Source organism: Kitasatospora sp. NPDC089509 (genome assembly GCF_044749365.1).
Taxonomy (GTDB): Bacteria; Actinomycetota; Actinomycetes; order Streptomycetales; family Streptomycetaceae; genus Kitasatospora.
In genome coordinates, this window is sequence record NZ_JBIVHS010000018.1 from 33,146 (window position 1) to 54,771 (window position 21,626).

The 21,626-nt window shown below is 75.2% G+C and carries 20 protein-coding genes; 6 read left to right on the forward strand and 14 right to left on the reverse strand.

Features of this window, described 5'->3' with window-relative positions; translation table 11 throughout:
- Positions 1-115: 115 nt before the first annotated feature.
- On the reverse strand, positions 116-703 hold the full coding sequence (locus tag ACIP4P_RS30335) for a TIGR03086 family metal-binding protein (protein ID WP_400923897.1): 588 nt from the start codon (positions 701-703) through the stop codon (positions 116-118).
- A 73-nt stretch (positions 704-776) separates the two neighbouring features.
- Between ACIP4P_RS30335 and ACIP4P_RS30340 the strand changes: the two genes are divergently transcribed.
- A complete protein-coding gene (locus tag ACIP4P_RS30340; protein ID WP_400923899.1) occupies positions 777-1,559 on the forward strand; it encodes a DUF6597 domain-containing transcriptional factor in 783 nt (260 codons plus the stop codon).
- 1 nt (position 1,560) lies between these two features.
- Here the strand turns inward: ACIP4P_RS30340 and ACIP4P_RS30345 are convergent, their stop codons facing one another.
- The 4 genes from ACIP4P_RS30345 to ACIP4P_RS30360 all read right to left on the reverse strand — a co-directional run bounded on the left by ACIP4P_RS30345 (position 1,561) and on the right by ACIP4P_RS30360 (position 5,563).
- Complete coding sequence (locus ACIP4P_RS30345; protein ID WP_400923901.1) at positions 1,561-2,547, reverse strand: ABC transporter substrate-binding protein; 987 nt, start codon at positions 2,545-2,547, stop codon at positions 1,561-1,563.
- 69 nt (positions 2,548-2,616) lie between these two features.
- Positions 2,617-3,489 carry an ABC transporter ATP-binding protein gene (locus tag ACIP4P_RS30350; protein WP_400923903.1) on the reverse strand — a complete coding sequence of 291 codons (873 nt, stop codon included), beginning with the start codon at positions 3,487-3,489 and terminating at the stop codon, positions 2,617-2,619.
- Complete coding sequence (locus ACIP4P_RS30355) at positions 3,489-4,535, reverse strand: iron ABC transporter permease (protein WP_350516862.1); 1,047 nt, start codon at positions 4,533-4,535, stop codon at positions 3,489-3,491. The genes ACIP4P_RS30350 and ACIP4P_RS30355 overlap by 1 nt, the downstream gene beginning before the upstream one ends.
- On the reverse strand, positions 4,532-5,563 hold the full coding sequence (locus tag ACIP4P_RS30360) for a FecCD family ABC transporter permease (protein ID WP_400923906.1): 1,032 nt from the start codon (positions 5,561-5,563) through the stop codon (positions 4,532-4,534). Before ACIP4P_RS30360 ends, ACIP4P_RS30355 begins: the two co-directional genes overlap by 4 nt.
- A gap of 98 nt (positions 5,564-5,661) precedes the next feature.
- On the opposite strand from ACIP4P_RS30360, the gene ACIP4P_RS30365 reads away from it, so the two are divergent.
- Complete coding sequence (locus ACIP4P_RS30365) at positions 5,662-6,291, forward strand: HAD family hydrolase (RefSeq protein WP_400923908.1); 630 nt, start codon at positions 5,662-5,664, stop codon at positions 6,289-6,291.
- Here the strand turns inward: ACIP4P_RS30365 and ACIP4P_RS30370 are convergent.
- The gene (locus ACIP4P_RS30370; protein ID WP_400923910.1) at positions 6,288-6,524 is read right to left on the reverse strand and encodes a hypothetical protein; all 237 of its coding nucleotides are present in this window, start codon (positions 6,522-6,524) and stop codon (positions 6,288-6,290) included. The two genes, ACIP4P_RS30365 and ACIP4P_RS30370, sit on opposite strands and share 4 nt — an antisense overlap.
- A 500-nt stretch (positions 6,525-7,024) precedes the next feature.
- Here ACIP4P_RS30370 and ACIP4P_RS30375 point away from each other — a divergent pair, with 500 nt between their 5' ends.
- The gene (locus ACIP4P_RS30375; protein ID WP_188308195.1) at positions 7,025-7,408 is read left to right on the forward strand and encodes a cold-shock protein; all 384 of its coding nucleotides are present in this window, start codon (positions 7,025-7,027) and stop codon (positions 7,406-7,408) included.
- A gap of 15 nt (positions 7,409-7,423) precedes the next feature.
- Here ACIP4P_RS30375 and ACIP4P_RS30380 read toward each other — a convergent pair whose 3' ends face one another.
- From ACIP4P_RS30380 to ACIP4P_RS30395, 4 genes are all read right to left on the reverse strand, one after another.
- On the reverse strand, positions 7,424-8,296 hold the full coding sequence (locus ACIP4P_RS30380; RefSeq protein ID WP_400923912.1) for a 1,4-dihydroxy-6-naphthoate synthase: 873 nt from the start codon (positions 8,294-8,296) through the stop codon (positions 7,424-7,426).
- Complete coding sequence (locus ACIP4P_RS30385) at positions 8,289-9,041, reverse strand: futalosine hydrolase (protein WP_400923914.1); 753 nt, start codon at positions 9,039-9,041, stop codon at positions 8,289-8,291. The genes ACIP4P_RS30380 and ACIP4P_RS30385 overlap by 8 nt, the downstream gene beginning before the upstream one ends.
- 10 nt (positions 9,042-9,051) lie before the next feature.
- Positions 9,052-9,582: a hypothetical protein gene (locus ACIP4P_RS30390; protein WP_400923916.1), complete on the reverse strand. Its 531-nt coding sequence runs from the start codon at positions 9,580-9,582 to the stop codon at positions 9,052-9,054.
- A gap of 72 nt (positions 9,583-9,654) precedes the next feature.
- The gene (locus ACIP4P_RS30395) at positions 9,655-11,025 is read right to left on the reverse strand and encodes an MFS transporter (protein ID WP_400924150.1); all 1,371 of its coding nucleotides are present in this window, start codon (positions 11,023-11,025) and stop codon (positions 9,655-9,657) included.
- Between the two features lie 581 nt (positions 11,026-11,606).
- Here ACIP4P_RS30395 and ACIP4P_RS30400 point away from each other — a divergent pair.
- A complete protein-coding gene (locus tag ACIP4P_RS30400; RefSeq protein WP_400923918.1) occupies positions 11,607-12,488 on the forward strand; it encodes a DUF3027 domain-containing protein in 882 nt (293 codons plus the stop codon).
- 532 nt (positions 12,489-13,020) lie between these two features.
- Complete coding sequence (locus tag ACIP4P_RS30405; RefSeq protein ID WP_400923920.1) at positions 13,021-16,317, forward strand: sacsin N-terminal ATP-binding-like domain-containing protein; 3,297 nt, start codon at positions 13,021-13,023, stop codon at positions 16,315-16,317.
- A 7-nt stretch (positions 16,318-16,324) separates the two neighbouring features.
- Here the strand turns inward: ACIP4P_RS30405 and ACIP4P_RS30410 are convergent, their stop codons facing one another.
- From ACIP4P_RS30410 to ACIP4P_RS30420, 3 genes are read right to left on the reverse strand one after another with little or no spacing between them, the layout of a single operon-like run.
- Positions 16,325-16,531, reverse strand: coding sequence for a hypothetical protein (locus ACIP4P_RS30410; RefSeq protein WP_400923922.1), 207 nt, complete (start codon positions 16,529-16,531; stop codon positions 16,325-16,327).
- 36 nt (positions 16,532-16,567) lie between these two features.
- Complete coding sequence (locus tag ACIP4P_RS30415; protein WP_400923924.1) at positions 16,568-19,081, reverse strand: HAD-IC family P-type ATPase; 2,514 nt, start codon at positions 19,079-19,081, stop codon at positions 16,568-16,570.
- A gap of 52 nt (positions 19,082-19,133) precedes the next feature.
- Positions 19,134-19,436: a DUF2530 domain-containing protein gene (locus ACIP4P_RS30420; RefSeq protein ID WP_350517151.1), complete on the reverse strand. Its 303-nt coding sequence runs from the start codon at positions 19,434-19,436 to the stop codon at positions 19,134-19,136.
- 183 nt (positions 19,437-19,619) lie between these two features.
- Between ACIP4P_RS30420 and ACIP4P_RS30425 the strand changes: the two genes are divergently transcribed.
- Positions 19,620-21,080, forward strand: a complete 1,461-nt coding sequence (locus ACIP4P_RS30425) for an NCS2 family permease (protein WP_400923927.1) — start codon at positions 19,620-19,622, stop codon at positions 21,078-21,080.
- A gap of 84 nt (positions 21,081-21,164) precedes the next feature.
- Here ACIP4P_RS30425 and ACIP4P_RS30430 read toward each other — a convergent pair whose 3' ends face one another.
- Positions 21,165-21,623, reverse strand: a complete 459-nt coding sequence (locus ACIP4P_RS30430; protein WP_400923929.1) for a VOC family protein — start codon at positions 21,621-21,623, stop codon at positions 21,165-21,167.
- Positions 21,624-21,626 lie beyond the last annotated feature (3 nt).

The following is a 21,626-nucleotide window of genomic DNA, read 5'->3' on the forward strand; positions in this document are numbered from 1 at the left end:
CACCCCGCCGCCCCCACGGGCCCCCCCCCCCCCCCCAAACCCCCCCCCCCCCCCCCCCCCGGCCCCCCCCCCCGGGGGGGGCCCCCGCCCCCCCCCCCCCCCCACCCCGGCGGGCTCAGCCCTTCCAGTGCGGGTCACGCCCCGAGGCGGCGAGCGCGCGCTCCCACGGCGAGGCGGACTCCGGTACCGCGACCTGCTCCGCGAACCCCCCGTACTGGCGGAACAGTTCGGCGTTCTCGGCCACGATCTCGCCCACCAGCACCGCGAGTTCCCCGTCCACCGTGATCTCCCCGCCGACCGCCCGTGCCACGTCCCAGCCGTGCAGCAGCAGTTCGAGGACCAGCATCCGGACGATCCCCACCGCCGGGTACGGCGACCCGCCCAGGTCGACGTCCCCCTCCCAGACGGCCGGCTCGCCCCAGGCCGCGACCGCCCGCTCCAGCTGCGCCGCGTACGCCGCCCGCCAGTCGGCGTCCGCCGTGAAGTCCCGGTCGACCAGCGCCGCGGGCAGCTCGACGCGCCGGGCCCGGTGCTCCGAGCCGTGCGAGGTGTAGAGCACCCAGTGGTTGATCAGCGTCCGGGTGTCGAACTCCCCGCAGGGGGTCGGCGCGTCCGGTCGGAAGTCGGCCGGAACGGTGGCGGCGACCTCGGCGGCGACGGCGGTGGCACGGGCGAGCAGCGGAAGCAGGGGGTGAGCGTTCATGCCGCCAAGCCTGCGCCGGGCCGACCCGCCCGGTCTTGAAGAAACGCGACGGCCGGGCTCTAACCTGGCCGTCATGGCAGACCCCGACCAGTGCCGCGGCGTGCTCCACCCCGCCAGGGCCATCGAGCGGATCAGTGTGGAGCGGCTCGCGCCCGCGCCCGAGGTGGCGCGCTGCGTGGAGTTCTACTGGCTGGTCCGCTGGGACCTCACCGGCCACCCGCCGTACGAGCAGAAGGTGCTCGCCCACCCCAACGTCCACCTGGTCTTCGAGGCCCCGCGGCCCCGGGTGTACGGGGTGGACCGCTCGCTCTTCGTCCGCCGGCTGGCGGGCGCCGGGCACGTGCTGGGCGTGAAGTTCCGCCCCGGCGCCTTCCGGCCCTTCGCCGGGCACCCGGTGCGCGCCCTCGCCGACCGGTCCGTCCCCGCCGCCGACTACTTCGGCCCCGAGGCGGACCGGTGCAACGACCGGCTCCTCGCCGCACCGGACGCCGCGGCGGCGGACGCCTTCCTCCGCCCCCGGCTGCCCGCCCCCGACCCGGTGGCCGAGGAGGTCGCCGCGATGGTGGAGCGGATCACCGGCTCCCCGGACCTGTGCCGGGTGGACGACCTGGCCCGCGAGCTGGGCCTGACCGTGCGCGGCCTGCAACGGCTGTTCGCCGAGTACGTCGGCGCCTCGCCGAAGTGGGTGCTGCGCCGCGCCCGGCTCCACGAGGCCGCCGAACGCGCCGCGACGGCCGGGATGTTGGACCTGGCCGCGCTCGCCGCCGAGCTCGGCTATGCGGATCAGGCCCATCTCACCAGGGACTTCACCGCGGCGGTCGGCATCTCCCCGGCCCGCTACGCGAGTTCGACCTGAGTCAGGCCCCGAGGAAGCGCTGCAGCTCGTCGAGCATGAAGTTGGCGCCGGTGTAGCCGATGCCCTGGAACCAGAGCTGGTCGTCCACCGGGAACGCCCGGTGCGCCTTGACCGCGCCGAGCGCCTGCCAGGCGGGGCTCGCCAGGGTGGCGTCGGTGCCCGCCTTCGCCGGGTCGCCGTACGTCGCGTAGAGCAGCAGGTCGCCGTCGGCCTTGCCGATCTGGTCCGGCGGGACCTCGAAGTCCGACTGGTCGACGTTCTGCGGGTCGGGCCGCGCGACCTCGGCGTCGGCCAGCACCGTCCCGGGGAAGCTCTGCCGCCCGAACAGCCGGATCCCGCCGCCCTCGGTGAACCGCACCAGGCTCACCCGCTGCCCCGACAGCTTCGCCGCCGACAGCGCCTGGGCCACCTGTCCGGCGTGCTTCTGGTACGCGGCGACGAAGGCCGCCCCGGCCGCGACCCGGCTCAACGCCTGGGCGTGCAGCTGGAAGTTGGCCTTCCAGGGCGCCCCGGTGGTCTGGCTGAGCACGGTCGGGGCGATCTCCCGCAGCTGGTCGAAGCGGTCGCCGTCGCGGGCCTGGTTGGAGAGGATCACGTCCGGCCGCAGCAGCCGGACGGCCTCCAGGTCGGGCGCGCCGGCCGGGCCGACCCGCCGGATCTCCGCGGTCCGGGAGGCCGGCCAGTACGCGGGGAAGCCGGTGTCGGCGGCCGGGAGCGCGGCGCCGAGCGGGGTGATGCCCAGGGTCAGCGCGGAGTCCAGCACGTCGGTGTCCAGCACGACCACCCGCAGCGGCGCGCCCGGCACCAGCACCGGCCCGGTCGCGGCGTTCACCGTGACCGGCGGCACCGGGGTGGGGGAGAAGCTGCCGCTCGCCTCGAAGCCGTCCGTGGTCGGCGGCTGGGCGGAACGGCCGCCGGAGCCGGTGCACGCCGTGAGCGCGGCCCCGCCGAGTCCGGCGAGGAGGGTACGGCGGGCGATCCTGGGCATCGGCGGGTCCTCGGGCGGTGAGGCTGCGGGGGCGCGTCGATTATGTCCGAAATCAGGCCTAAAAAGCCGTTAAGCGCTGACATCTCCGACGGCGTCCACGGCAGCGTCCACGGTGTCGGCGGTGTCCACGGCGTCGGCGCGCCCGGCCGGTGCCCGCCACGGCGCGCCCGGCACGACCAGCGGCGTCCCGGTCACCGGGTCCGGCACCACCACCGAGTCCAGCCCGAACACCTCCCGGACCAGCTCCGCCGTCACCACCTCGCCGGGGGCGCCCTGGGCGACCACCCGGCCGTCCCGCATCGCCACCAGGTGGTCGGCGTACCGGGCGGCCTGGTTGAGGTCGTGCAGCACGGCGACGACCGTCCGGCCGCGTTCCACGTTCAGCCGCCGGACCAGGTCCAGCACCTCGACCTGGTGGGCGATGTCCAGGTAGGTGGTCGGCTCGTCCAGCAGCAGGATGTCGGTGCCCTGGGCGAGCGCCATCGCGATCCAGGCCCGCTGGCGCTGGCCGCCGGACAGCTCGTCCATGCTGCGCTCGGCCAGGTCCGCCGTGGAGGTGCGCTCCAGCGCCTCGGAGACGGCCGCCTCGTCCTCCGGCGACCACTGCTGCCACCAGCTCTGGTGCGGCTGGCGGCCGCGCGAGACCAGGTCCGCCACCGAGATGCCCTCCGGGGCGGTCGGCGACTGCGGCAGCAGCCCGAGCCGCTGGGCGATCCGCCTGGTCGGGATCCGCGCCAGCTCCTGCCCGTCCAGCAGCACCGCGCCGCGCACCGGCTTCAGCAGCCGGCCGAGGGCCCGCAGCAGGGTGGACTTGCCGCAGGCGTTCGGGCCGACGATCACCGTCACCCGCCCGTCCGGGATCTCGACGTCCAGGTCCTCGACGACCGTGCGCGTCTCGTAGGCCAGGGTGAGGCCCCGGGCCTCCAAGCGGTGTGCGGTCATCAGGAGCCTCCACGGCGGGATCGGATCAACAGCCACATCAGGTACGGCGCGCCGACCATGCCGGTCACCACGCCCACCGGCAGCTCGGTCGGGGCGAGCAGCCGCCGGGCGATCAGGTCGGCCAGGACCACGACCAGCGCGCCGGTCAGCGCCGAGCACAGCAGCGGGACCTGCGCCGACCGGGCCAGCCGCAGCGCGATCTGCGGGGCCATCAGCGCCACGAAGTCCACCGGCCCGGCGGCCCCGGCCGCGCAGGAGGCCAGCACGATGCCCAGCAGTGCCATGCCGAGCCGGATCCGGTCCAGCCGCAGCCCGAGGCCGACGGCGGTCGCGTCGTCGAAGGAGATCGACCGCTGGGCGCGCGCCGCCCACAGCGCCACCGGCAGGGCCGCCAGCAGCACCCAGGCCAGCCAGCCCGCCTGGTCGTAGCCGGCGCCGTTCAGGCTGCCGGTCATCCAGACCTTCGCGGCCTGCGCCTGGAAGCCGTCGCCCTTGGTCAGGAACACCGAGGTGAGCGAGGACAGCGCCACGCTGATCCCGATCCCGATCAGCACGAAGCGTTGGGCGTGCAGCCCGCGCCGCCAGGCCAGCGCGTACACCAGCAGCCCGGCCGTCAGCCCGCCGCCGACCGCCGCGTACGGCGCCTGCCCGGTCGAGCCGACCACCCCGTACGCCGTCAGCCCGACCACGGTCGCGGTCGCGCCCCAGGTCACGCCCACCACGTCGGGGCTGGCCAGCGGATTGCGGGCGACGGTCTGGATCAGCGCCCCGGCCAGCCCGAGCGCCGCCCCGACCAGCAGTCCGACCACCACCCGGGGCAGCCGGAACTCGCCGACCACCAGCTCGTCCGGGCTCGGCTGCCCGAGCACCACCTTGACCACCTCGCCGGGCGAGACGGTCGACTCGCCGAAGCAGAGCGAGGCCACCACGGTCGCCGCCAGCGCCACCAGCAGGCCGGTGGCGGCGAACGCCGAACGCCGGTGCAGCAGGAAGGAGGCCCGCCCGGCCCGTACCACGGAGTACCCGCGCAGGGAGACCGAGGTCATGCCGCCACCACCTTCCGGCGACGCACCAGCGCGACCAGCACCGGCACCCCCACCAGCGCCGTCATCACGCCCGCCGGGACCTCCGAGGGCGGGAACAGCACCCGGCCCAGGGTGTCGGCGAGCAGCAGCAGGGCCGGGCCGAGGACGGCGGAGAAGGCCAGGATCCAGCGGTGGTCGGCTCCGGCGACGGCCCGGGCGGCGTGCGGGACGGCGAGGCCGATGAAGGCGATCGGGCCGGCCGCGGCGACCGCCGAGCCGGTCAGCACGGTGGCGCCGAGCGCGCCGACGACCCGGACCAGGCCGGTCTTCGCGCCCAGGCCCTTCGCGGTGTCCTCGCCGAGCGCCAACGCGTCCAGCCCCCGGGCCACGGACACCACCAGCAGTGTGCCGACGGCCAGGAAGGGCAGCAGCTGCCAGGCCACGTCCGCGGTCCGCCCGGAGAGCGAGCCGACGTGCCAGAACCGGAACTGGTCCATGGTGGCCGCGTCGGTGGTCAGCACCAGGGTGTTCAGCGAGGCGATGAACGCGGACATCGCCGAGCCGGCCAGCGCCAGCTTGATCGGGGTGGCCCCGCCCCGGCCGCGCCCGGCCAGGCCGTACACCAGCACGGTGGCGACCACGGCGCCCGCGAAGCCGAACCAGACGTACCCGGTGAGGGTGGAGACCCCGAAGCCGGAGATGGCGACCACGACGCCCGCCGCCGCGCCCTGCGAGACGCCGAGGATGCCCGGGTCGGCGATCGGATTGCGGGTCAGGCCCTGCATGACGGCCCCGGCCAGCCCGAGCGCCGCGCCGACGGCCAGCCCGACGACCGTCCGCGGCAGCCGCAGCTCGCGGACCACCACCGCGTTCGCCGAGCCGCCGCCGTGCAGCAGCGCGTCGACGGTCTCGGAGAACGGCACGGTACGGCTGCCGACGGCCAGGCTCAGCAGCACCGCGACGGCCAGCACGGCCAGCGCGGCGGCGAGCCACAGTATTCGGTGACGGGGTGTCCGCCGCTTGCCCGGTGGTGCGGTGGTGTCGGTCATGAGCCCTCTCCGCGGAAAACTCAGGCAAACCTAAGTTCCGGCTCGGAGGCGGGGCAAATCGCTTCGTCACGCCGGAGCCCGTTGAGTAGCCTGGCGGCATGCCCGCGACCTCCCCCGCCCCGCTCACCGTCGGCTTCGACCTCGACATGACGCTGCTGGACACCAGGCCCGGCATCCGGGCCACCTACCAGGCGCTGTCCGCCGAGACCGGCACCTACGTCGACGCCGACCTGGTGGTCACCCGGCTCGGCCCGCCGCTGCTGGACGAGATCCGCAACTGGTTCCCGGCGGAGGAGGCCGAGCGGGCCGCGAACCGCTACCGCGAGCTCTACCGCGACCACGCCTTCGCCCCGACCGTTCCGCTGCCCGGCGCCCTCGCCGCGGTGGAGGCGGTCCGCGCCCGCGGCGGCCGGATCGCGGTGATCACCGGCAAGTACGAGCCCAACGCCCGCCTCCACCTGGAGCACGCCGGGATCGCCGCGGACGCCGTGGTCGGCGACCTCTGGGCGGAGACCAAGGGCGAGGCGCTGCGCGCGAACGGCGCGAGCATCTACGTCGGCGACCACCTCGGCGACATCGTGGGCGCCCGGAGCGCGGACGCCGTCGCGGTCGCGGTGGCCACCGGCCCGTACGGCGCGGACGAGCTGCGCGAGGCCGGGGCGGACGTGGTGCTGGCCGACCTCGCCGGCTTCCCGGAGTGGCTCGACCGGCACCTCGCCTCGGTCTAGACCTGGGGCTCCACCCGGCGGCGCTGGGCCCGGGCGTTCAGGAACAGCCCGGTCAGCGCGGACAGGAACCCGGCCGGCATCAGCATGCTCAGCCAGTACATCGCCGTCGGCAGCGGCGTCAGGTGCAGGAACAGCGGGACGAAGGTGATCAGGGTGGCGAGCGCGCCGAGGGCGAACACGACCGTCCCGGCGTTGACGTACACGTCGCCGGGTTCGGCGCTCTGGCTGCTCACGTCCGCTCACTCCTCGGGGCTGCGCCGGGCGGCCCCGCGCGGGCCCCGGTCTGCGGCCCCCAGTCTGGCAGAACGCCCGCCGGGGCGGCTCACCGGAGCGGTTCGGTCACGTTGCGCAGTTTCTCGGCAGCGATGCGTTTTGATCCCTGCTGGGCGGGGGTATGCACGGGGTGCCGAGGGGCGCTACAAGGGCGTCCCGTGTCCTCAGACCCGGGGGTGTGAGCCGATGGACTGCGCCGAACCGCGCCCCGGCCGTGCCAGTACCGGGTCGCCGGCGGCCGTGAGATCCCCGCGTTCCCGACGCCCCGAGCGGGCCTCGGAACGCGGATCCATCGCGGAACGCCGATGAGGCCGTGACGGACCGTTAGTCTGCTCCTGACATCGCGCCGGCCGGGTGCGCCCACGGGCGCCGAGCCGAGGTCGGCCGTCTTCTTCCCACACCACCCAGTGATCCCCGGCCAGGGCCGGGATCCCTCACACCCATTCGAGGACTGTTCGAGATGCCCACCGGCCAGGTCAAGTGGTTCAACGAGACGAAGGGCTTCGGCTTCCTGTCGCGCGACGACGGTGGCGACGTCTTCGTCCACACCAAGGCACTGCCCGCCGGTGTCACCGTGCTGAAGCCGGGCCAGCGGGTCGAGTTCGGCGTGGTCGCCGGTCACCGCGGGGACCAGGCGATGTCCGTGCAGCTGCTGGAGGCCCTGCCGTCGGTGGCCGCCGCCCAGCGCCGGAGTGCCGACGACATGGCACCGATCGTCCAGGACCTGATCACCACCCTGGACGCGGTGCTGCCCGGCCTCCAGCGCGGCCGCTACCCGGCCAAGCCGACCGGCCAGAAGCTGGCCGGCCTGCTGCGCGCGGTGGCCGACCAGTTCGACGTCTGAGCCCCGGAGCGGGGTTCAGGGCGTCTGTGACGCGCCCTGGAACGCGAGCGCACCCGGGTCGAGCGGGGGCACCAGCCCCTCCGCGGCGGCCCGGGTGAGCAGTGCGCGGACGGCTTCGTAGCCCTCCTCGCCGAGGTCGGCGGTGAACTCGTTGACGTACAGCCCGATGTGCTGGTCGGCGACGGCCGGGTCCATCTCCTGGGCGTGCGCCAGCACGTACTCCCGGCTGGCCGCCGGGTCCGCCCAGGCCTGCCGGACGGAGCTGCGGATCGTCTCCGCGAGTCCGCGCAGCCGCTCGGCGCCCAGCGAACGCCGGGCGACGATCGCGCCCAGCGGGATCGGCAGGCCGGTCTCCCGCTCCCAGGCCTCGCCCATGTCGGCCAGGCTGTGCAGGCCGTACTGCCCGTAGGTGAAGCGGGCCTCGTGGATGACCAGCCCGGCGTCCACCCGGCCGTCCCGGACGGCGGGCATGATCTCGTGGAACGGCAGGACGACGATCTCGCCGAAGCCGCCCGGCACCGCCTTCGCCGCCCAGAGCCGGAACAGCAGGTAGGCGGTGGAGCGCTCGGAGGGCACCGCGACGGTCTTCCCGGCGAGGTCCGCGGCGGAGTCCGTGCCGGGCCGGGTGAGCACCAGCGGGCCGCAGCCGCGGCCCAGTGCGCCGCCGCAGGGCAGCAGGGCGTACTCGTCCAGGACCCAGGGCAGCGCGCCGTAGCTGATCTTCAGCACGTCCAGCTCGCCGCGCTCGGCCAGGCCGTTGGTGACGTCGATGTCGGCGAAGGTCACCTCGGGGGCGTCCGCCCCGGGGACGGCGCCGTGCGCCCAGGCGTGGAACACGAAGGTGTCGTTCGGACAGGGCGAGTACGCGATGCTCAGCCGTTCAGTCACGGTCGGCCTCCTGGATCAGTTCTCGGACGGGCAGCGCGGCGAAGGCCGACTCCAGGGCGGCCAGCGCCTCGCCGATCCGCCAGGCGGACCGGTCGCGCGGGCCCACCGGGTTGGACACGGTGCGCAGCTCGAAGGCCGGTACGCCGAAGCGGGCGGCGGCCTCGGCCACGCCGAAGCCCTCCATCGCCTCGGCCGCGGCGCCCGGGTGCCGGGCGGCCAGCGTGGCGGCGCGCTCGGCGCTGCCGGTGACGGTGGAGACGGTCAGCACCGGGCCGGTCACGGCCTCGACGCCGCAGGCCGCCAGGGCCCGGGCGGTCCACGCGACAACGGCCGGGGCAGGGGTGTGCCGGGCGGTGCCGAAGCCCAGCTCGGTGACGTCGGCGAAGCCCTCGGGGGTCTCCGCGCCGAGGTCGGCGGCCACGATCGCCGAGGCCAGCACGGTCGCGCCGACCGGCGCGTGCGGGGCGAAGCCGCCGGCGATCCCGGCGGAGGCGACCAGACCGTACGGCCGGGCCGCCAGCGCGGTGGCGGTGGCGGCCGCGGCGGCGGCCGGGCCGACCCCGCTGGCCAGTACGTCCACCGGCGCGCCCGCGCAGCGGTGCAGCACCCCGCCGGGCAGCGTGAGGTCGGCGGCGCCCGGCGGCAGGCCGCGCAGCACCGCCTCGGCCTCGGCGGACACCGCGACGACGACGAGCAGCCGGGCCCCGAACGGGCCCGGCTGCTCGTCGTCGACGTGCGCGCTCATCGCGGGAGCGTCAGCTGTCCTTGGTGTTCGTCTGGAAGTACCAGACGGCGATCGGGCTCTCCGACTTCTTGTCGATCTCGACCACGGTGACCACGGTCTTGCCGCTGGAGTTCAGCAGCTTGCCGGCCGGCTGGGAGCCGGAGAAGGTCGGGCCCTGGGCGTACGAGAACAGGCTGGTCTGCCCGCCCTGGCTGGAGGAGCCGCCGTTGGTGGAGGCCCACCAGCCGGTCTTGGCGACGTTCGGGCTGACGCCGACGCCGATCCGGTCGCTCGCCCGCACGTCGGACTGCGGCAGGCTGCCGTTCGCCAGCGCGTCGTTGGCCTTGGTCCGGCACTGGTCCTGCTGGTCGTCGGTCAGCGGGCTGCCGTCGTTCCAGCACAGCGGGTCCGCGGCGACCGACGTGGTGCCGACCTGGAGGGTGGCCCGGTGGGAGCTGTGCTCGGTCTGTCCGGCGGCGATCGCGACGGAGGTGCCGACCGTGGCCGCGCCGACCACGACGACGGCGCCGAGGGCGGCGATGACACGGGTATTGAGGCTCATGGATCAGAATCTACCGGGCCCGGCCGATCACGCTACGCGGGGGTCGGCCACCGCGTGTTGCGGACGGCCGGTTCAGGCCACCCGGGGCGCGGCCGGGTGCCGCCGCAGACCCAGCCGCAGCAGCGAACGGGCCGTCCACAGCAGCACCAGGCCGACCACCCCGGCGGCGATCGACAGGCCCAGCACCCCGTTCAACGGGAGCAGGATGCCGACCCCGCCGCCGGCCACCCAGGACATCTGCATCAGGGTCTCCGAGCGGGCGAACGCCGAGGTCCGGACCGCCTCCGGGACGTCCCGCTGGATCAGCGCGTCCAGCGCCAGCTTGCCCAGCGAGGCCGCCATCCCGGACACCCCGGCGACCAGGACCACCGTCACCACGCCGTACCAGAGCGCGGCCGCGCCCGTCACACAGGTCGCCAGCAGCAGCATCGCGGTGACCGTCGCCTCCGGGCCGCGGGTGCGCAGCCAGGAGCCGAGCACCGAGCCCAGCGCGTTGCCCGTCCCGGCCGCCAGTGCCACCAGGCCCAGCGCCAGGGTCGGCCGCAGGCCGCCGATCGGGTCGGTGCGCAGCAGGAAGGCCAGGAAGAACACCAGGAAGCCGACCAGCCAGCGCATCCCCGCCATCGCCCGCAGCGCCAGCACCACCGAGGGGCCGACGGTGCGCAGCGAGGCCTTCACCTTCGGCGGCCGGTGGTGGATCAGGTGCGAGGCCCCGCCCTCGCCGGGCACCTCGCCGGGCACCTCGGCGTGCAGCACGGCCCGCTGCTCGCCCTTCGCCGAGTCGACCGTGTGCGGCAGGTGGAAGGCCATCAGGGTGCCGATCACGAACACCAGGAAGGCGCCGCGCAGCGGCCAGCCGGGCCCGATCAGGTGCAGCAGCCCGCCGACCCCGGCCGCCACCCCGGTGGCCAGCAGCCCGGCCAGGGTGACCCGGGAGTTCGCCTTCACCAGCGACAGCCGGCTCGGCAGCAGCCGGGGGACCACGACGCTGCGCACCACGCCGTACGCCTTGGACGCCACCAGCACGCCCAGCGCCTCCGGGTAGAGCGCGATGCCGCCGCCGGAGATCACCCCGGCCATCGTCCAGGCCAGGACGGCCCGGGCCAGCATCGACATCGCCATGGCCGCCCGGCGGCCGTGCGGCAGCCGGTCCAGCAGCGGGCCGATCACCGGGGCCAGCAGGGCGAACGGGGCCATCGTGATCAGCAGGTAGAGGGCGACCCGGCCGCGGGCCTCGCCGGTGGGGACGGAGAAGAAGATGGTCGAGGCCAGCGCGATGGTGATCAGCATGTCGCCGAAGGAGTTCAGCGCGTGCAGTTCGATCAGCTTCGCCAGGCCCGACTCGCCGGCTCCCTCGGCCGAGGTGGCGCGGCGGATCCGGCGGCCGGTGCCGTGCACCAGCTTCCCGGTGCCCAGGCCGACGGCGGAGGCGGCGCGGACCAGGAGGTTGCGGCGGGGTTCGGGGGCGTCCTCGTCGTCCGGCTCCGGTTCCGGCTCCGCTTCCGGTTCCGGCTCCGGGAGGTCCGTGCGGCCCGCGGGGCCGGCGGATTCCTCGGCCGGGGCCTTGAGCAGGTCCACGGGGGCGGACGCCCCGTCGCCGCCCACCGGCTGCGGTTCGCCCGCAGCGGGGACGGGAGGCTGCTGTCGCGGCGCCGCGTCCGCCTCGTCGGGGCCTCCGGCCTGCGAGGCACGCGGTGCGTGCTGCGACGGGTCGTGGTCCGCCACAAGCCCCATCCTGCCCCAGATTCGCCGGAGTGACGCGGGAATCGGCCCCACTCGGCGCGGCCCCGGAAGGTTCGGCTCCGCCCCGGACTGTGCCGGGGCGCCGACCGGCGGGTAGCCTGCCCCAGGGCCCGCCCGCCGGGGCGCCGGGTCGCCGGCAGGCCGGACGAGCGGCGCGGTCGGTACCCGAGGCGGCCCCGGGTCGCGCAGAATGGACGAGGGACTACCGAGCCGCGACGGAGAAGGCAACACGCCGTGGGCGACAGAAGAACTGGGAGAGAATCGACGCCGTGAGTGCTGCGATGCGAAGCCGTACCCCCGACCGGCTCTGTGCCGAGGCCGTCGAACTCGCCCGTCAGGCTGCCGAGGAGGCGGTCGGGCCGGAGGCCGTTGGGCCGCACCTGGGCGTGCAGGCGGACGCCGACCGCGTCGTCACCCACAGCTTCGAGTGCCTGGACGCGGCCTACCGCGGCTGGCACTGGGCGGTCACCGTCGCCCGCGCGCCGCGCGCGAAGAACGTCACCCTGGACGAGGTCGTGCTGCTGCCCGGCCCCGACGCGGTGCTGGCGCCCGAGTGGGTGCCGTGGAGCGAGCGGCTGCGCCCGGGCGACATGGGCCCCGGCGACCTGCTGCCCACCGGGGCCGACGACCTGCGGCTGGAGCCGGGCTGGACCGGCGACGACGAGCCCGCGCCGAACTCCGCGGTCGCCCTGGTGGCCGAGGAGGACGTGGTGGTCAGCGACCCGCACGTCCAGCCCGCCCCGGCCCGCGCGCAGATCAACGCGGTGGCCGAGGAACTCGGCCTGGGCCGCAGCCGGGTGCTGTCCCGGCTCGGGCTGCACCTGGCCGCCGACCGCTGGGAGAAGGCGCACGGCCCGCAGACCCCGATGGCGCAGGCCGCTCCGGCCGCGTGCGGCAGCTGCGGCTTCCTGATCCCGATCGGCGGCTCGCTCGGACAGGCCTTCGGCGTGTGCGGCAACGAGTTCGGCCCGGCCGACGGCCAGATCGTCTCCTTCGCGTACGGCTGCGGCGGGCACTCCGAGGCGGCCGTCATCCCGGCCCCGCCGGCGCCGTCCGAGCTGATCCTGGACGAGCTGGTGGTGGAGCCGCTGCAGCTGCACCCGGACCGCTCCTCCGGCTCGGTCGAGCCGGACGCCCCGGCCGAGGAGCTCGGCCACTCCTGAGCCCGCCCCGCTTCCGCGGCCCGTCCCACTGAACCGGTGGGGCGGGCCGCGGCGTTCAACCGGGTAGGGGGGTTCCGCTCAGCTGCGGGGCCCCGGCCTTCCTGTCGTCCGTGGGGACCCCCAGCCCGGGGGCGGCAGCCGGGGTGCCGTCGGTCCAGGCAGTGGGGTGCCGGCCGACGGCACCTCACCTCCGCCTGGCGAACGCCCGAGGGGCGGGAGCACCGGACCGGCAGGACGATCGCTGACGGGCGATCGCCCACGGAGCGTCGGAGCCGGGACGGACCGTCGGCCGGCCCGGTGGGGCGCCGGCCGACGGGACCCGCCCGCCGCCGCGGTCGGGGTGTGCACCGACGGGCCCTCACCCCGCGTCGTCCGAGGTCGGCGGGCCCGCCCTGACGGGCCCTCGCCGCCGTGCGTCCGGGCGTCGGATCCGGTGCGGAGGCGGCGCCGGGCCGGGCGGTGGTCGGGAGCAGTCGGTGGGGCAGGGAAGAATGCCCTACGACGTACAGGGCGGCGGAAGGCGGCAGGTCCCGTGGAACCTCGGATCATCGGCAGCGGCACGGACGAGCACCTCGCGGACCCGTTCGGGAGCGCCGCGCTGCGCCGGCGGGTGCTGGACGCCTGGGCCGCCTCGCCGGCCAGGTTCCGGGAGGACGCCAACGCCGAGGAGGAGTTGGCGCTCGGCGGCTACCGCGACCGCCTGGTGGTCGAGTTGGCGCAGAACGCGGCCGACGCGGCGATGCGGGCCGGGCACGGCCCCGGGCGGCTGCGGCTGACCCTGGCGGACGGCGTGCTGGCCGCGGCCAACACCGGTGCCCCGCTGGACGCGGCGGCCGTCGAGTCGCTGTCCACCCTGCGGGCCTCCTCCAAGCGCGGTGAGCAGCCCGCGGTGGGCCGGTTCGGCGTCGGCTTCGCCGCCGTCCTCGCGGTCACCGACGAGCCCGCCGTGCTCGGCGCCGCGGGCGGGGTGCGCTGGTCGCTGGGCGAGGCCCGCTCGCTCGCCGAGGCGCAGCCCGCGCTGACCGACGAGCTGCGTCGCCGGGACGGCCACGTGCCGCTGCTGCGGCTGCCGTTCGCCGCCGAGGGCCCGGCGCCCGAGGGCTACGACACCGTGGTGGTGCTGCCGCTTCGGGACGCCGCCGCGGAGGATCTGACCCGGCGGCTGCTGGCCGGCATCGACGACGCCCTGCTGCTCACCCTGCCCGGGCTGGCCGAGGTCGTGGTGGAGACCCCGGAGGGCACCCGGATGCTCACCCGCGGCGCCGCCGAGCCGCGCCCGGACGGCGTCACCGAGGTCACCGTCACCGACGACGGCGACGGCCGGCTGCGGCGCACCGTCTGGCAGACCACCGGCGCCTCCGGTCGGCTGGACGCCGAGCTGCTCGCCGACCGGCCCACCGAGGAGCGCGCCCGCCCGTACTGGACGGTGACCTGGGCCGTCCCGGTGGCGGCGGACGGCACCCCGCAGCGGCCGGCCATCGCGCCGGTGCTGCACGCGCCCACCCCCAGCGACGAGCCGATCGGCCTTCCCGCGCTGCTGATCGCCTCCTACCCGCTGGACTCCACCCGCCGGCACCTCGCCCCCGGCGCGCTGGCCGACTTCCTCACCGAGCGGGCCGCCGACAGCTACACCGAGCTGCTGCGCGCCCGCGGCGCGGACCTCGGCTCGCTCGGGCTGGTCCCCGGCCCGCTCGGGCAGGGCGCGCTGGACAACGCGCTGCGCGCGGCGGTGCTGTCCCGGCTGCCCGGTACGCCGTTCCTGCCGCACCCCGGCGGGGTCGAGGAGGGCACGCCCGCGCTGCGGCCGCGGGACGCGACGCTGCTGGAGGGCGCGGACGGCTCGGTGGTGGAGGCGCTCGCGCCGATCTTCCCCGGGCTGCTGCCGGCCGGGCTGGAGCGGCGCACCGAGCTGCGGGTGCTGAACGTGCGCCGGGTGCCGCTGGCCGAGGTGGTGGACCAGCTCGGCGGGCTGGACCGGGACCCGGCCTGGTGGCGCAACCTGTACGCGGCGCTCGGCGCGGCCGACCCGGAGGCGCTCGGCGCGCTGCCGGTGCCGCTCGCCGACGGGCGGACGGTCACCGGGCCGCGGCGGGTCCTGCTGCCCTCGGAGGACGCCGACTGGGCGGCCTTCCCCGGCTACCCCGAGTCGCTGGCCGGGGCGCTGGCCGCGCTCGACCTGCGGCTGGCCCACCCGGAGGCCGCCCACCCGCTGCTGGCCAAGCTGGGCGCCGGCACCGCCACCCCGGCGGGCGTGCTGGACACCCCCGAGGTGCGGGCCGCGGTGGCCCGTTCGTACGAGCTGGCCGACGAGGACCTGGACGCCGCGCTGGAGCTGGCCGACGCCGTGCTGGCCCTGGTGAAGGCGGCCGCCCCGGCCGTGGGGGAGCACCCCTGGCTGGCCCGGCTGGCGCTGCTGGACGACGAGGGCGAGCCCGCCCGGGCCGGTGAACTGGTGCTGCCCGGCAGCCCGTTCGCCGCGCTGGCGCGCGAGGAGGACGCCGGCTGGGTGGACGACGAGCTGCTGGAGCGCTGGGGCCCCGAGGTGCTCGCGGCGGTCGGCGTGCTGGCCGACTTCGTGCTGGTGCGGGCCGAGGACGTGGTGCTGGACCCGGACGACCTGGAGCGGCTGGACCCGACCGTGCCGGCCGACCGGGCGGCCGGCGGCCACCCCACCGGGCTGCTGGACGAGGCGCCGGACGGTCTCGCCGAGTGGGCCGAGGACGTCCTGGAGGCGCTGAACGCCGACGAGGCGGTCGGGGTGCCGCCGGTGGCCGCCGAGCTGCTGGCCGTCCGGGACCTCGACCTGGTGGACGACGACGCCTGGCCGGAGGCGCTGGCCGCGCTGGCCCGCCCGCCGTACCGGGACGCCGTGGTCGGCCCGGTGCGCACCCTGCTGCCGGACGGCACCTACGCCGATCTGCCGCCGTACACCGCCTGGTGGCTGCGCGACCACCCGGTGCTGGCCGGCCGGGAGCCCGCCGGGCTGCGCGCCGCCGGGGCCGACCCGCTGCTGCGCGGCCTGTACGACGAGGCCCGCACCACCCTGGACGAGCAGTTCCTGCACGCGCTCGGGGTGCGCACCACGCTGACCGCGCTGCTCGCCGAGGTGCACGGCCCGGACGAGGTGCTGGACCGGCTGACCGATCCGGCCGCCGAGGTCGGGCACCGCCAACTGCACGGCATCCACACCGCGTTGGCCCGGATCGACCGGGAGCGGATCGAACCGCTGGACGTGGTGCGGGCGTTGCCGCCGCTGGACCCGGCGACCGGCCGCCGCCCGGACCACACGGTGGTGGTGGACGCCACCGAGGCGGTCGTCGCCGACGCCCCCGACCTGGTCCAACTGCTGCACCCGTACCCGCTGTTGCCGGTCGCGCCGGCGCTCGCCGCGGACCTCGCGGAGCGGCTGCACGTGTCGCTGGCCAGCGAGGTGGCCGGTGGGCGGGTGCTCTCCGAGGGCGTGCTGCACCGGGTCCCGGCGGTGGTGCGGGAGCTGCTGCCCGGCTGCCCGGTCGCCTACGAGGAGCACGAGGAGCTGCTGGTGGTCGGCCCGGACGGCGGCGAGGCCGCGGTCGACTGGCGGTGGGACCGCGAGGCGGACGCCCCCGAGCCGCCGTACGACCCGGAGCTGGCCGAAGCCGCCGACGAGGAGGACGAGTTCGACGTCCCGCCGGTGCCCGGACTGCTGCACGCGGCCACCCCGGAGGGCCTGGCGGCCGGGCTCGCCTGGTCGGTCGGGCAGTGGCACCGGCGCTTCGAGGTGCTGGCCGCGCTCACCGAGCCGGACCGCGCCTACGAGCTGTCCGCGGCCCGGGACTTCGAGGGCTGAGCCGGGCTCAGTCGCGCGGCTTGAGCCGCAGGTAGACGGTGGTGGTGACGGTCAGCCAGACCGCGCCGAGCGTCACCAGCGCCGCCGACTTCAGGGTGGGCGTCGGCCTGACCGTCAGGCCGACGCCCGCCATCGCCAGCGCCGTCAGCCCGGCCGCCAGCAGTCCGCCCAGGAAGGCGGTGAACGCCTCCAGCTCTCCACCCCTGCGTGCCATCCGGCACCCCCTTTCGGGGGCCATCCTAAGTCGGCGTCACTCCATGCCGCGGCGCTTCATCCAGCCCCAGACGACCTCCAGCACGATGCCGCAGAGCACCGCGACGGCGACGCCGATCCAGGGGTCGCGCAGGCCCACCAGGCGGAGCTGGAAGAAGTCGGAGAGCGGCGGGACCACCAGCACCAGGGCGAACGCGGCGCCCATGGTGCCGATCAGCAGCAGCCGCCACCAGTTGTACGGGCGGGCGACGATGGCGAGCACCCAGATCGCGATCAGGAACAGCGTCAGGGTGGCCACGCTGGTGTCGGCCTTGAGGTCGGTGGCGTGGTCGGCCCGGGCGAGCGAGTAGGCGACGAAGGTGCCGGTGCCGGCGATGACGCCGCCGGGGACGGCCAGCCGCAGCACGCGCTTCACGAAGCCGGTGCGGGCCCGCTCGTTGTTGGGGGCCAGCGCGAGGAAGAAGGCCGGCACGCCGATGGTGAGGGTGGACAGCACGGTGGAGTGCCGGGGCAGGAACGGGTACGGCGAGTGGGTGAAGATCACCAGCAGTGCGAGCAGCACCGAGTAGACCGTCTTCACCAGGAACAGCCCGGCCACCCGCTCGATGTTGCCGATCACCCGGCGGCCCTCGGCGACCACCGAGGGCAGGGTCGCGAAGGAGTCGTTCAGCAGCACGATCTGGGCCACCGCCTTGGTGGCGTCCGAGCCGGTGCCCATCGCCACGCCGATGTCGGCGTCCTTGAGCGCGAGCACGTCGTTGACGCCGTCGCCGGTCATCGCCACGGTGTGGCCGCGCGACTGCAGCGCCCCGACCAGCTGGCGCTTCTGCTGCGGGGTGACCCGGCCGAAGACGCTGGTCCGTTCGGCGGTGTCGGCGAGCTGCTCCGGGTCCTGCGGCAGGGTGCGGGCGTCCAGCGGGTGGTCCGCACCGGGCAGCCCGAGGTGGCCGGCCACCGCGCCGACCGAGACGGCCGCGTCGCCGGAGATCACCTTGGCCCGGACGTCCTGCCCCTCGAAGTAGCGCAGGGTGTCGGCGGCGTCCGCGCGCAGCCGCTGCTGGAGCACCACCAGGGCGAGCGGGGTGAGGCCGGCGGCCGGGTCGGGGGAGTCCAGCGGGACGGGCGTGCGGCCGAGCAGCAGCACCCGCAGGCCCCGGGCGCCCAGTTCGTCCACCTCGGCGAGCGCCGGGTGCCCGGCGGGCAGCAGCACGTCGGGGGCGCCGAGCAGCCAGCTGGCCTCGCCGCCCTGGGGTTCCAGCAGCTGGACGCCGCTCCACTTGCGGGCGGAGGAGAAGGGCATCGCCTCGATCACCCGCCAGCCGTTGCCGCCGCCCGGGCCGTCGCCGGGCTGGCCGTCGCCGTTGTGGCCGTCACCGGGCGGGCCGTCGCCGCGCCGGCCGTCACCGCGCCCGTAGGCGTCGATCACCGCCTGCATGGACGGGTTGGGGCGGGCGTCGGCCCCGGCCATCACGGCGAGCGCCTGCTGGACGGTCTCCTTGTCGACCTGGGCGGGCTCGCCGTTGGAGAGCACCCGCAGGTCGATCACGTCCATGCCGCCCTCGGTGAGGGTGCCGGTCTTGTCCAGGCAGACGGTGTCCACCCGGGCCAGGCCCTCGATCGCGGGCAGCTCCTGGACCAGGCACTGCTGGCGGCCCAGCCGGATCACCCCGATGGCGAAGGCCACCGAGGTCAGCAGCACCAGGCCCTCGGGGACCATCGGCACGATGCCGGCCACCATCCGCCGGACGGCCTCGCGCCAGTCCCGGCCCTCGACCGCCAGCTGGCTGATGATCAGACCGATCGCGGTGGGGATCAGCAGATAGGTGATGAACCGCAGGATGCTGTCGATGCCGCTGCGCAGTTCCGACTTCACCAGGGTGAACTTGCTGGCCTCCTCGGCCAGCTGGGCCGCGTAGGCCTCCCGGCCGACCCTGGTGGCGGTGAACGCGCCCGCGCCGGCCACCACGAAGCTGCCGGACATCACCTGGTCGCCGGGCTGCTTGAGGACGGGGTCGGGCTCACCGGTGAGCAGCGACTCGTCGATCTCCAGGCCGTCCGCCTCGGTGACCTCGCCGTCCACGATCACCTTGTCGCCGATGCCGAGCAGCACGGTGTCGTCCAGGACGATCTCGGAGACGGCGATCTGCTGGACGGCGCCGTCCCGGCGGACCTGCGGCCGGGCCTCGCCGATCAGGGCCAGGCTGTCCAGGGTCTTCTTGGCGCGCAGCTCCTGGATGATGCCGATCGCCGTGTTGGCCACGATGACCAGGCCGAACAGACCGTCCTGGAGGGGGCCGACGACCAGGATGATCGCGAACATGATGCCGATGATGGCGTTGAAGCGGGTGAAGACGTTGGCCCGGACGATCTCCCGGGTGGACCGGCTGGACCGGACCGGGACGTCGTTGATCCGTCCGCTCGCCACCCGCTCGGCCACCTCGGCGGCGGTCAGGCCGCCGCGCCGTCCGGGCAGCAGCCCGAGCGGGTGCGCTCCGTCCGGGCGGTCTCCGTCGCTCGGCTGCTCTTCCGCGGGCTGGGCAGGCTGCGTCATGGCACCGACTCTACGGGTGCCTTATGTCCGGTGCGTGCTACTAAAGGACTATTCAGTCCGACCGGGTGGCCGGGTTCTGGCCGTTCCCCCCGGCGGCGTCCCGCGCGGCCTCGGCGGCGCGGCTGCGGGCGATCGCGTCCCGTCGGGCGCGGCAGTACCAGAGGCCGATCAGGCCGAGCAGGCCGCCGGAGAGGCAGATCCACGGCCAGCTGCCGTGGCCGTGGTCGGAGAGGCTGCCCTGGAAGGGGAGCAGTGCCAGGAAGGCGACGAACCACAGCACCGTGCCGCCGCCGACGATGGCGACGTCATTGGCCTCCAGCGGAGGGGGCGAGGGGTGCAGCGGCGTCTTGGGCATGGGGCCTAGCGTACGGTGCGTGGGGGTCCGGCGGGGAGCAGGTGGGGCGCCCGTGGGCGGTGCGTGCTCTACGCGCGAAGATAGCGCGTGTGCGATCGGGAAACCATACTTAAATCCCTGCGCCCGGCCACCGTCGTCCCGGGTGCCACCCCCCTCCTCAGCTCCCCCACAGAGGACGCCCGCATGCCTGTGGTCCAGTCGACCACCGAGTCGCCCGAACCCGCCTCCAGCGCCCCGACGCCCCCCTCCGGCGCACTGGACCGCTACTTCAAGATCAGCGAGCGCGGCTCCACCCTGCCGCGCGAGATCCGCGGCGGTGTCGCCACCTTCTTCACCATGGCGTACATCCTGGTGCTGAACCCGATCATCCTGGCCAGCGCCACGGACATGACCGGGGCCCACCTGGACAGCGCCCAGCTGGTCACCGCCACCGCCCTCACCGCGGGTCTCACCACCCTGCTGATGGGCGTGATCGGCAACGTCCCGATCGGTCTGGCGGCCGGCCTCGGCGTCAACACCATCGTGGCGCTGCAGCTCGCGCCCAAGATGACCTGGCCGGACGCCATGGGCATGGTGGTGCTGGCCGGTTTCGCGATCATGCTGCTGGTCGCCACCGGCCTGCGCGAGCGGGTGATGAACGCCGTGCCGCTCGGCCTGCGCAAGGCCATCGCGATCGGCATCGGCCTGTTCATCAGCCTGGTCGGCCTGGTCGACTCCGGCTTCGTCAGCCGGATGCCGGACGCCGCCCACACCACCGTCCCGCTGCAGCTCGGCGGCAACGGGCACCTGCTCGGCTTCCCGGTGCTGGTCTTCGTGTTCGGCCTGCTGCTCACCCTGATCCTGGTGATCCGCAAGGTGCCCGGCGCGATCCTGATCAGCATCGCGGCCTCCACCGTGCTCGCCGTCGTGATCGACAAGTTCGCCGACGTCCCGGCGCTCAAGTGGGGCCTCACCGTCCCCGCCTGGCCCGGCAACCCGGTGGCCGTCCCGGACTTCGGGCTGGTCGGCAAGGTCAGCCTGTTCGGCGGCTTCGAGAAGGTCGGCGTGCTGACCGGCGCGCTGTTCGTCTTCACCGTGCTGATGTCCTGCTTCTTCGACGCGATGGGCACCATCCTCGGCGTGGCCGACGAGGCCCACCTGCTGGACGAGAAGGGCGACCTGCCGGGCATCAACAGGATCCTGATGGTCGACGGCATCGCCACCGCGGCCGGCGGCGCCACCTCCGCCTCCGCCAACACCTGCTTCGTCGAGTCCACCGCCGGCGTCGGCGAGGGCGCCCGCACCGGCTTCGCCTCGATCGTCACCGGCCTGCTCTTCGTGGTGGCGCTCTTCCTCACCCCGCTCGCCACCATGGTCCCCGCCCAGGCCGCCACCCCGGCCCTGGTCACGGTCGGCTTCCTGATCCTGGCGGGCTCCATCAAGGAGATCGACTGGTCGGACTACACCATCGCGATCCCGGCCTTCCTGACCATCGTGATGATGCCGTTCACGTACTCCATCACCAACGGCATCGGCTTCGGCTTCATCGCCTTCTGCGTGCTGCGCCTCGCGGCCGGGCGCGGGCGCTCGGTGCCGGTGCCGATGTACGTGGTGGCGGCGGTGTTCGCCTTCTACTACCTGATGCCGGCCTTCGGTCTGCTCTGACCGCCGCACGGCGCTCGACGGCCCTGCCCTCCGGAACCGGAGGGCAGGGCCGTCGGCGTTCCGGGGCCGTGCGGCGGGTGCGGGTCAGTGGACGCAGAACTCGTTGCCCTCCGGGTCGGCCATGACGGTCCAGGAGCCGCCGGGTTCGGCGACCTCGTGGCGGACGGTGGCGCCGAGGGCTTCGAGGCGGGTGACGGTGGCCGCGCGCTCGCCCGGGCCGGGGTGGACGTCCAGGTGGAGGCGGTTCTTGCCGGGCTTGGGCTGCTCGGCCTCGGGGACGGCCTGGAACAGCAGGCGGCGGCCGAGCCCGGTGTCCGAGGCCGGGTCGTACGGGTCCTCGGGGTGGCGGACCGCGGCGAGGGTGCGCCAGGCGGGGTGGCCGTCGGTCTCGGTGAGGGCGTCCGGGGTGATCGCGCCGGCCGCCAGCAGGCGGGCGATCAGGGTGCTGTGGTCCTCGACGGCGTAGTCGAGGGCGGCGCCCCAGAAGGCGGCCTGGCGGTGCGGATCGGCGCAGTCGATGACGAGCTTCCAGTGCAGCGGCATGTA

Excerpts from the sequence above, each read along its gene's own strand:
- ACIP4P_RS30335 (WP_400923897.1), bottom strand. The coding sequence starts at position 703 with ATGAACGCTCACCCCCTGCTTCCGCTGCTCGCCCGTGCCACCGCCGTC.
- ACIP4P_RS30340 (WP_400923899.1), top strand. The coding sequence starts at position 777 with ATGGCAGACCCCGACCAGTGCCGCGGCGTGCTCCACCCCGCCAGGGCC.
- ACIP4P_RS30345 (WP_400923901.1), bottom strand. The coding sequence starts at position 2,547 with ATGCCCAGGATCGCCCGCCGTACCCTCCTCGCCGGACTCGGCGGGGCC.
- ACIP4P_RS30350 (WP_400923903.1), bottom strand. The coding sequence starts at position 3,489 with ATGACCGCACACCGCTTGGAGGCCCGGGGCCTCACCCTGGCCTACGAG.
- ACIP4P_RS30355 (WP_350516862.1), bottom strand. The coding sequence starts at position 4,535 with ATGACCTCGGTCTCCCTGCGCGGGTACTCCGTGGTACGGGCCGGGCGG.
- ACIP4P_RS30360 (WP_400923906.1), bottom strand. The coding sequence starts at position 5,563 with ATGACCGACACCACCGCACCACCGGGCAAGCGGCGGACACCCCGTCAC.
- ACIP4P_RS30365 (WP_400923908.1), top strand. The coding sequence starts at position 5,662 with ATGCCCGCGACCTCCCCCGCCCCGCTCACCGTCGGCTTCGACCTCGAC.
- ACIP4P_RS30375 (WP_188308195.1), top strand. The coding sequence starts at position 7,025 with ATGCCCACCGGCCAGGTCAAGTGGTTCAACGAGACGAAGGGCTTCGGC.
- ACIP4P_RS30385 (WP_400923914.1), bottom strand. The coding sequence starts at position 9,041 with ATGAGCGCGCACGTCGACGACGAGCAGCCGGGCCCGTTCGGGGCCCGG.
- ACIP4P_RS30390 (WP_400923916.1), bottom strand. The coding sequence starts at position 9,582 with ATGAGCCTCAATACCCGTGTCATCGCCGCCCTCGGCGCCGTCGTCGTG.
- ACIP4P_RS30400 (WP_400923918.1), top strand. The coding sequence starts at position 11,607 with ATGCGAAGCCGTACCCCCGACCGGCTCTGTGCCGAGGCCGTCGAACTC.
- ACIP4P_RS30410 (WP_400923922.1), bottom strand. The coding sequence starts at position 16,531 with ATGGCACGCAGGGGTGGAGAGCTGGAGGCGTTCACCGCCTTCCTGGGC.
- ACIP4P_RS30415 (WP_400923924.1), bottom strand. The coding sequence starts at position 19,081 with ATGACGCAGCCTGCCCAGCCCGCGGAAGAGCAGCCGAGCGACGGAGAC.
- ACIP4P_RS30420 (WP_350517151.1), bottom strand. The coding sequence starts at position 19,436 with ATGCCCAAGACGCCGCTGCACCCCTCGCCCCCTCCGCTGGAGGCCAAT.
- ACIP4P_RS30425 (WP_400923927.1), top strand. The coding sequence starts at position 19,620 with ATGCCTGTGGTCCAGTCGACCACCGAGTCGCCCGAACCCGCCTCCAGC.
- ACIP4P_RS30430 (WP_400923929.1), bottom strand. The coding sequence starts at position 21,623 with ATGCCGCTGCACTGGAAGCTCGTCATCGACTGCGCCGATCCGCACCGC.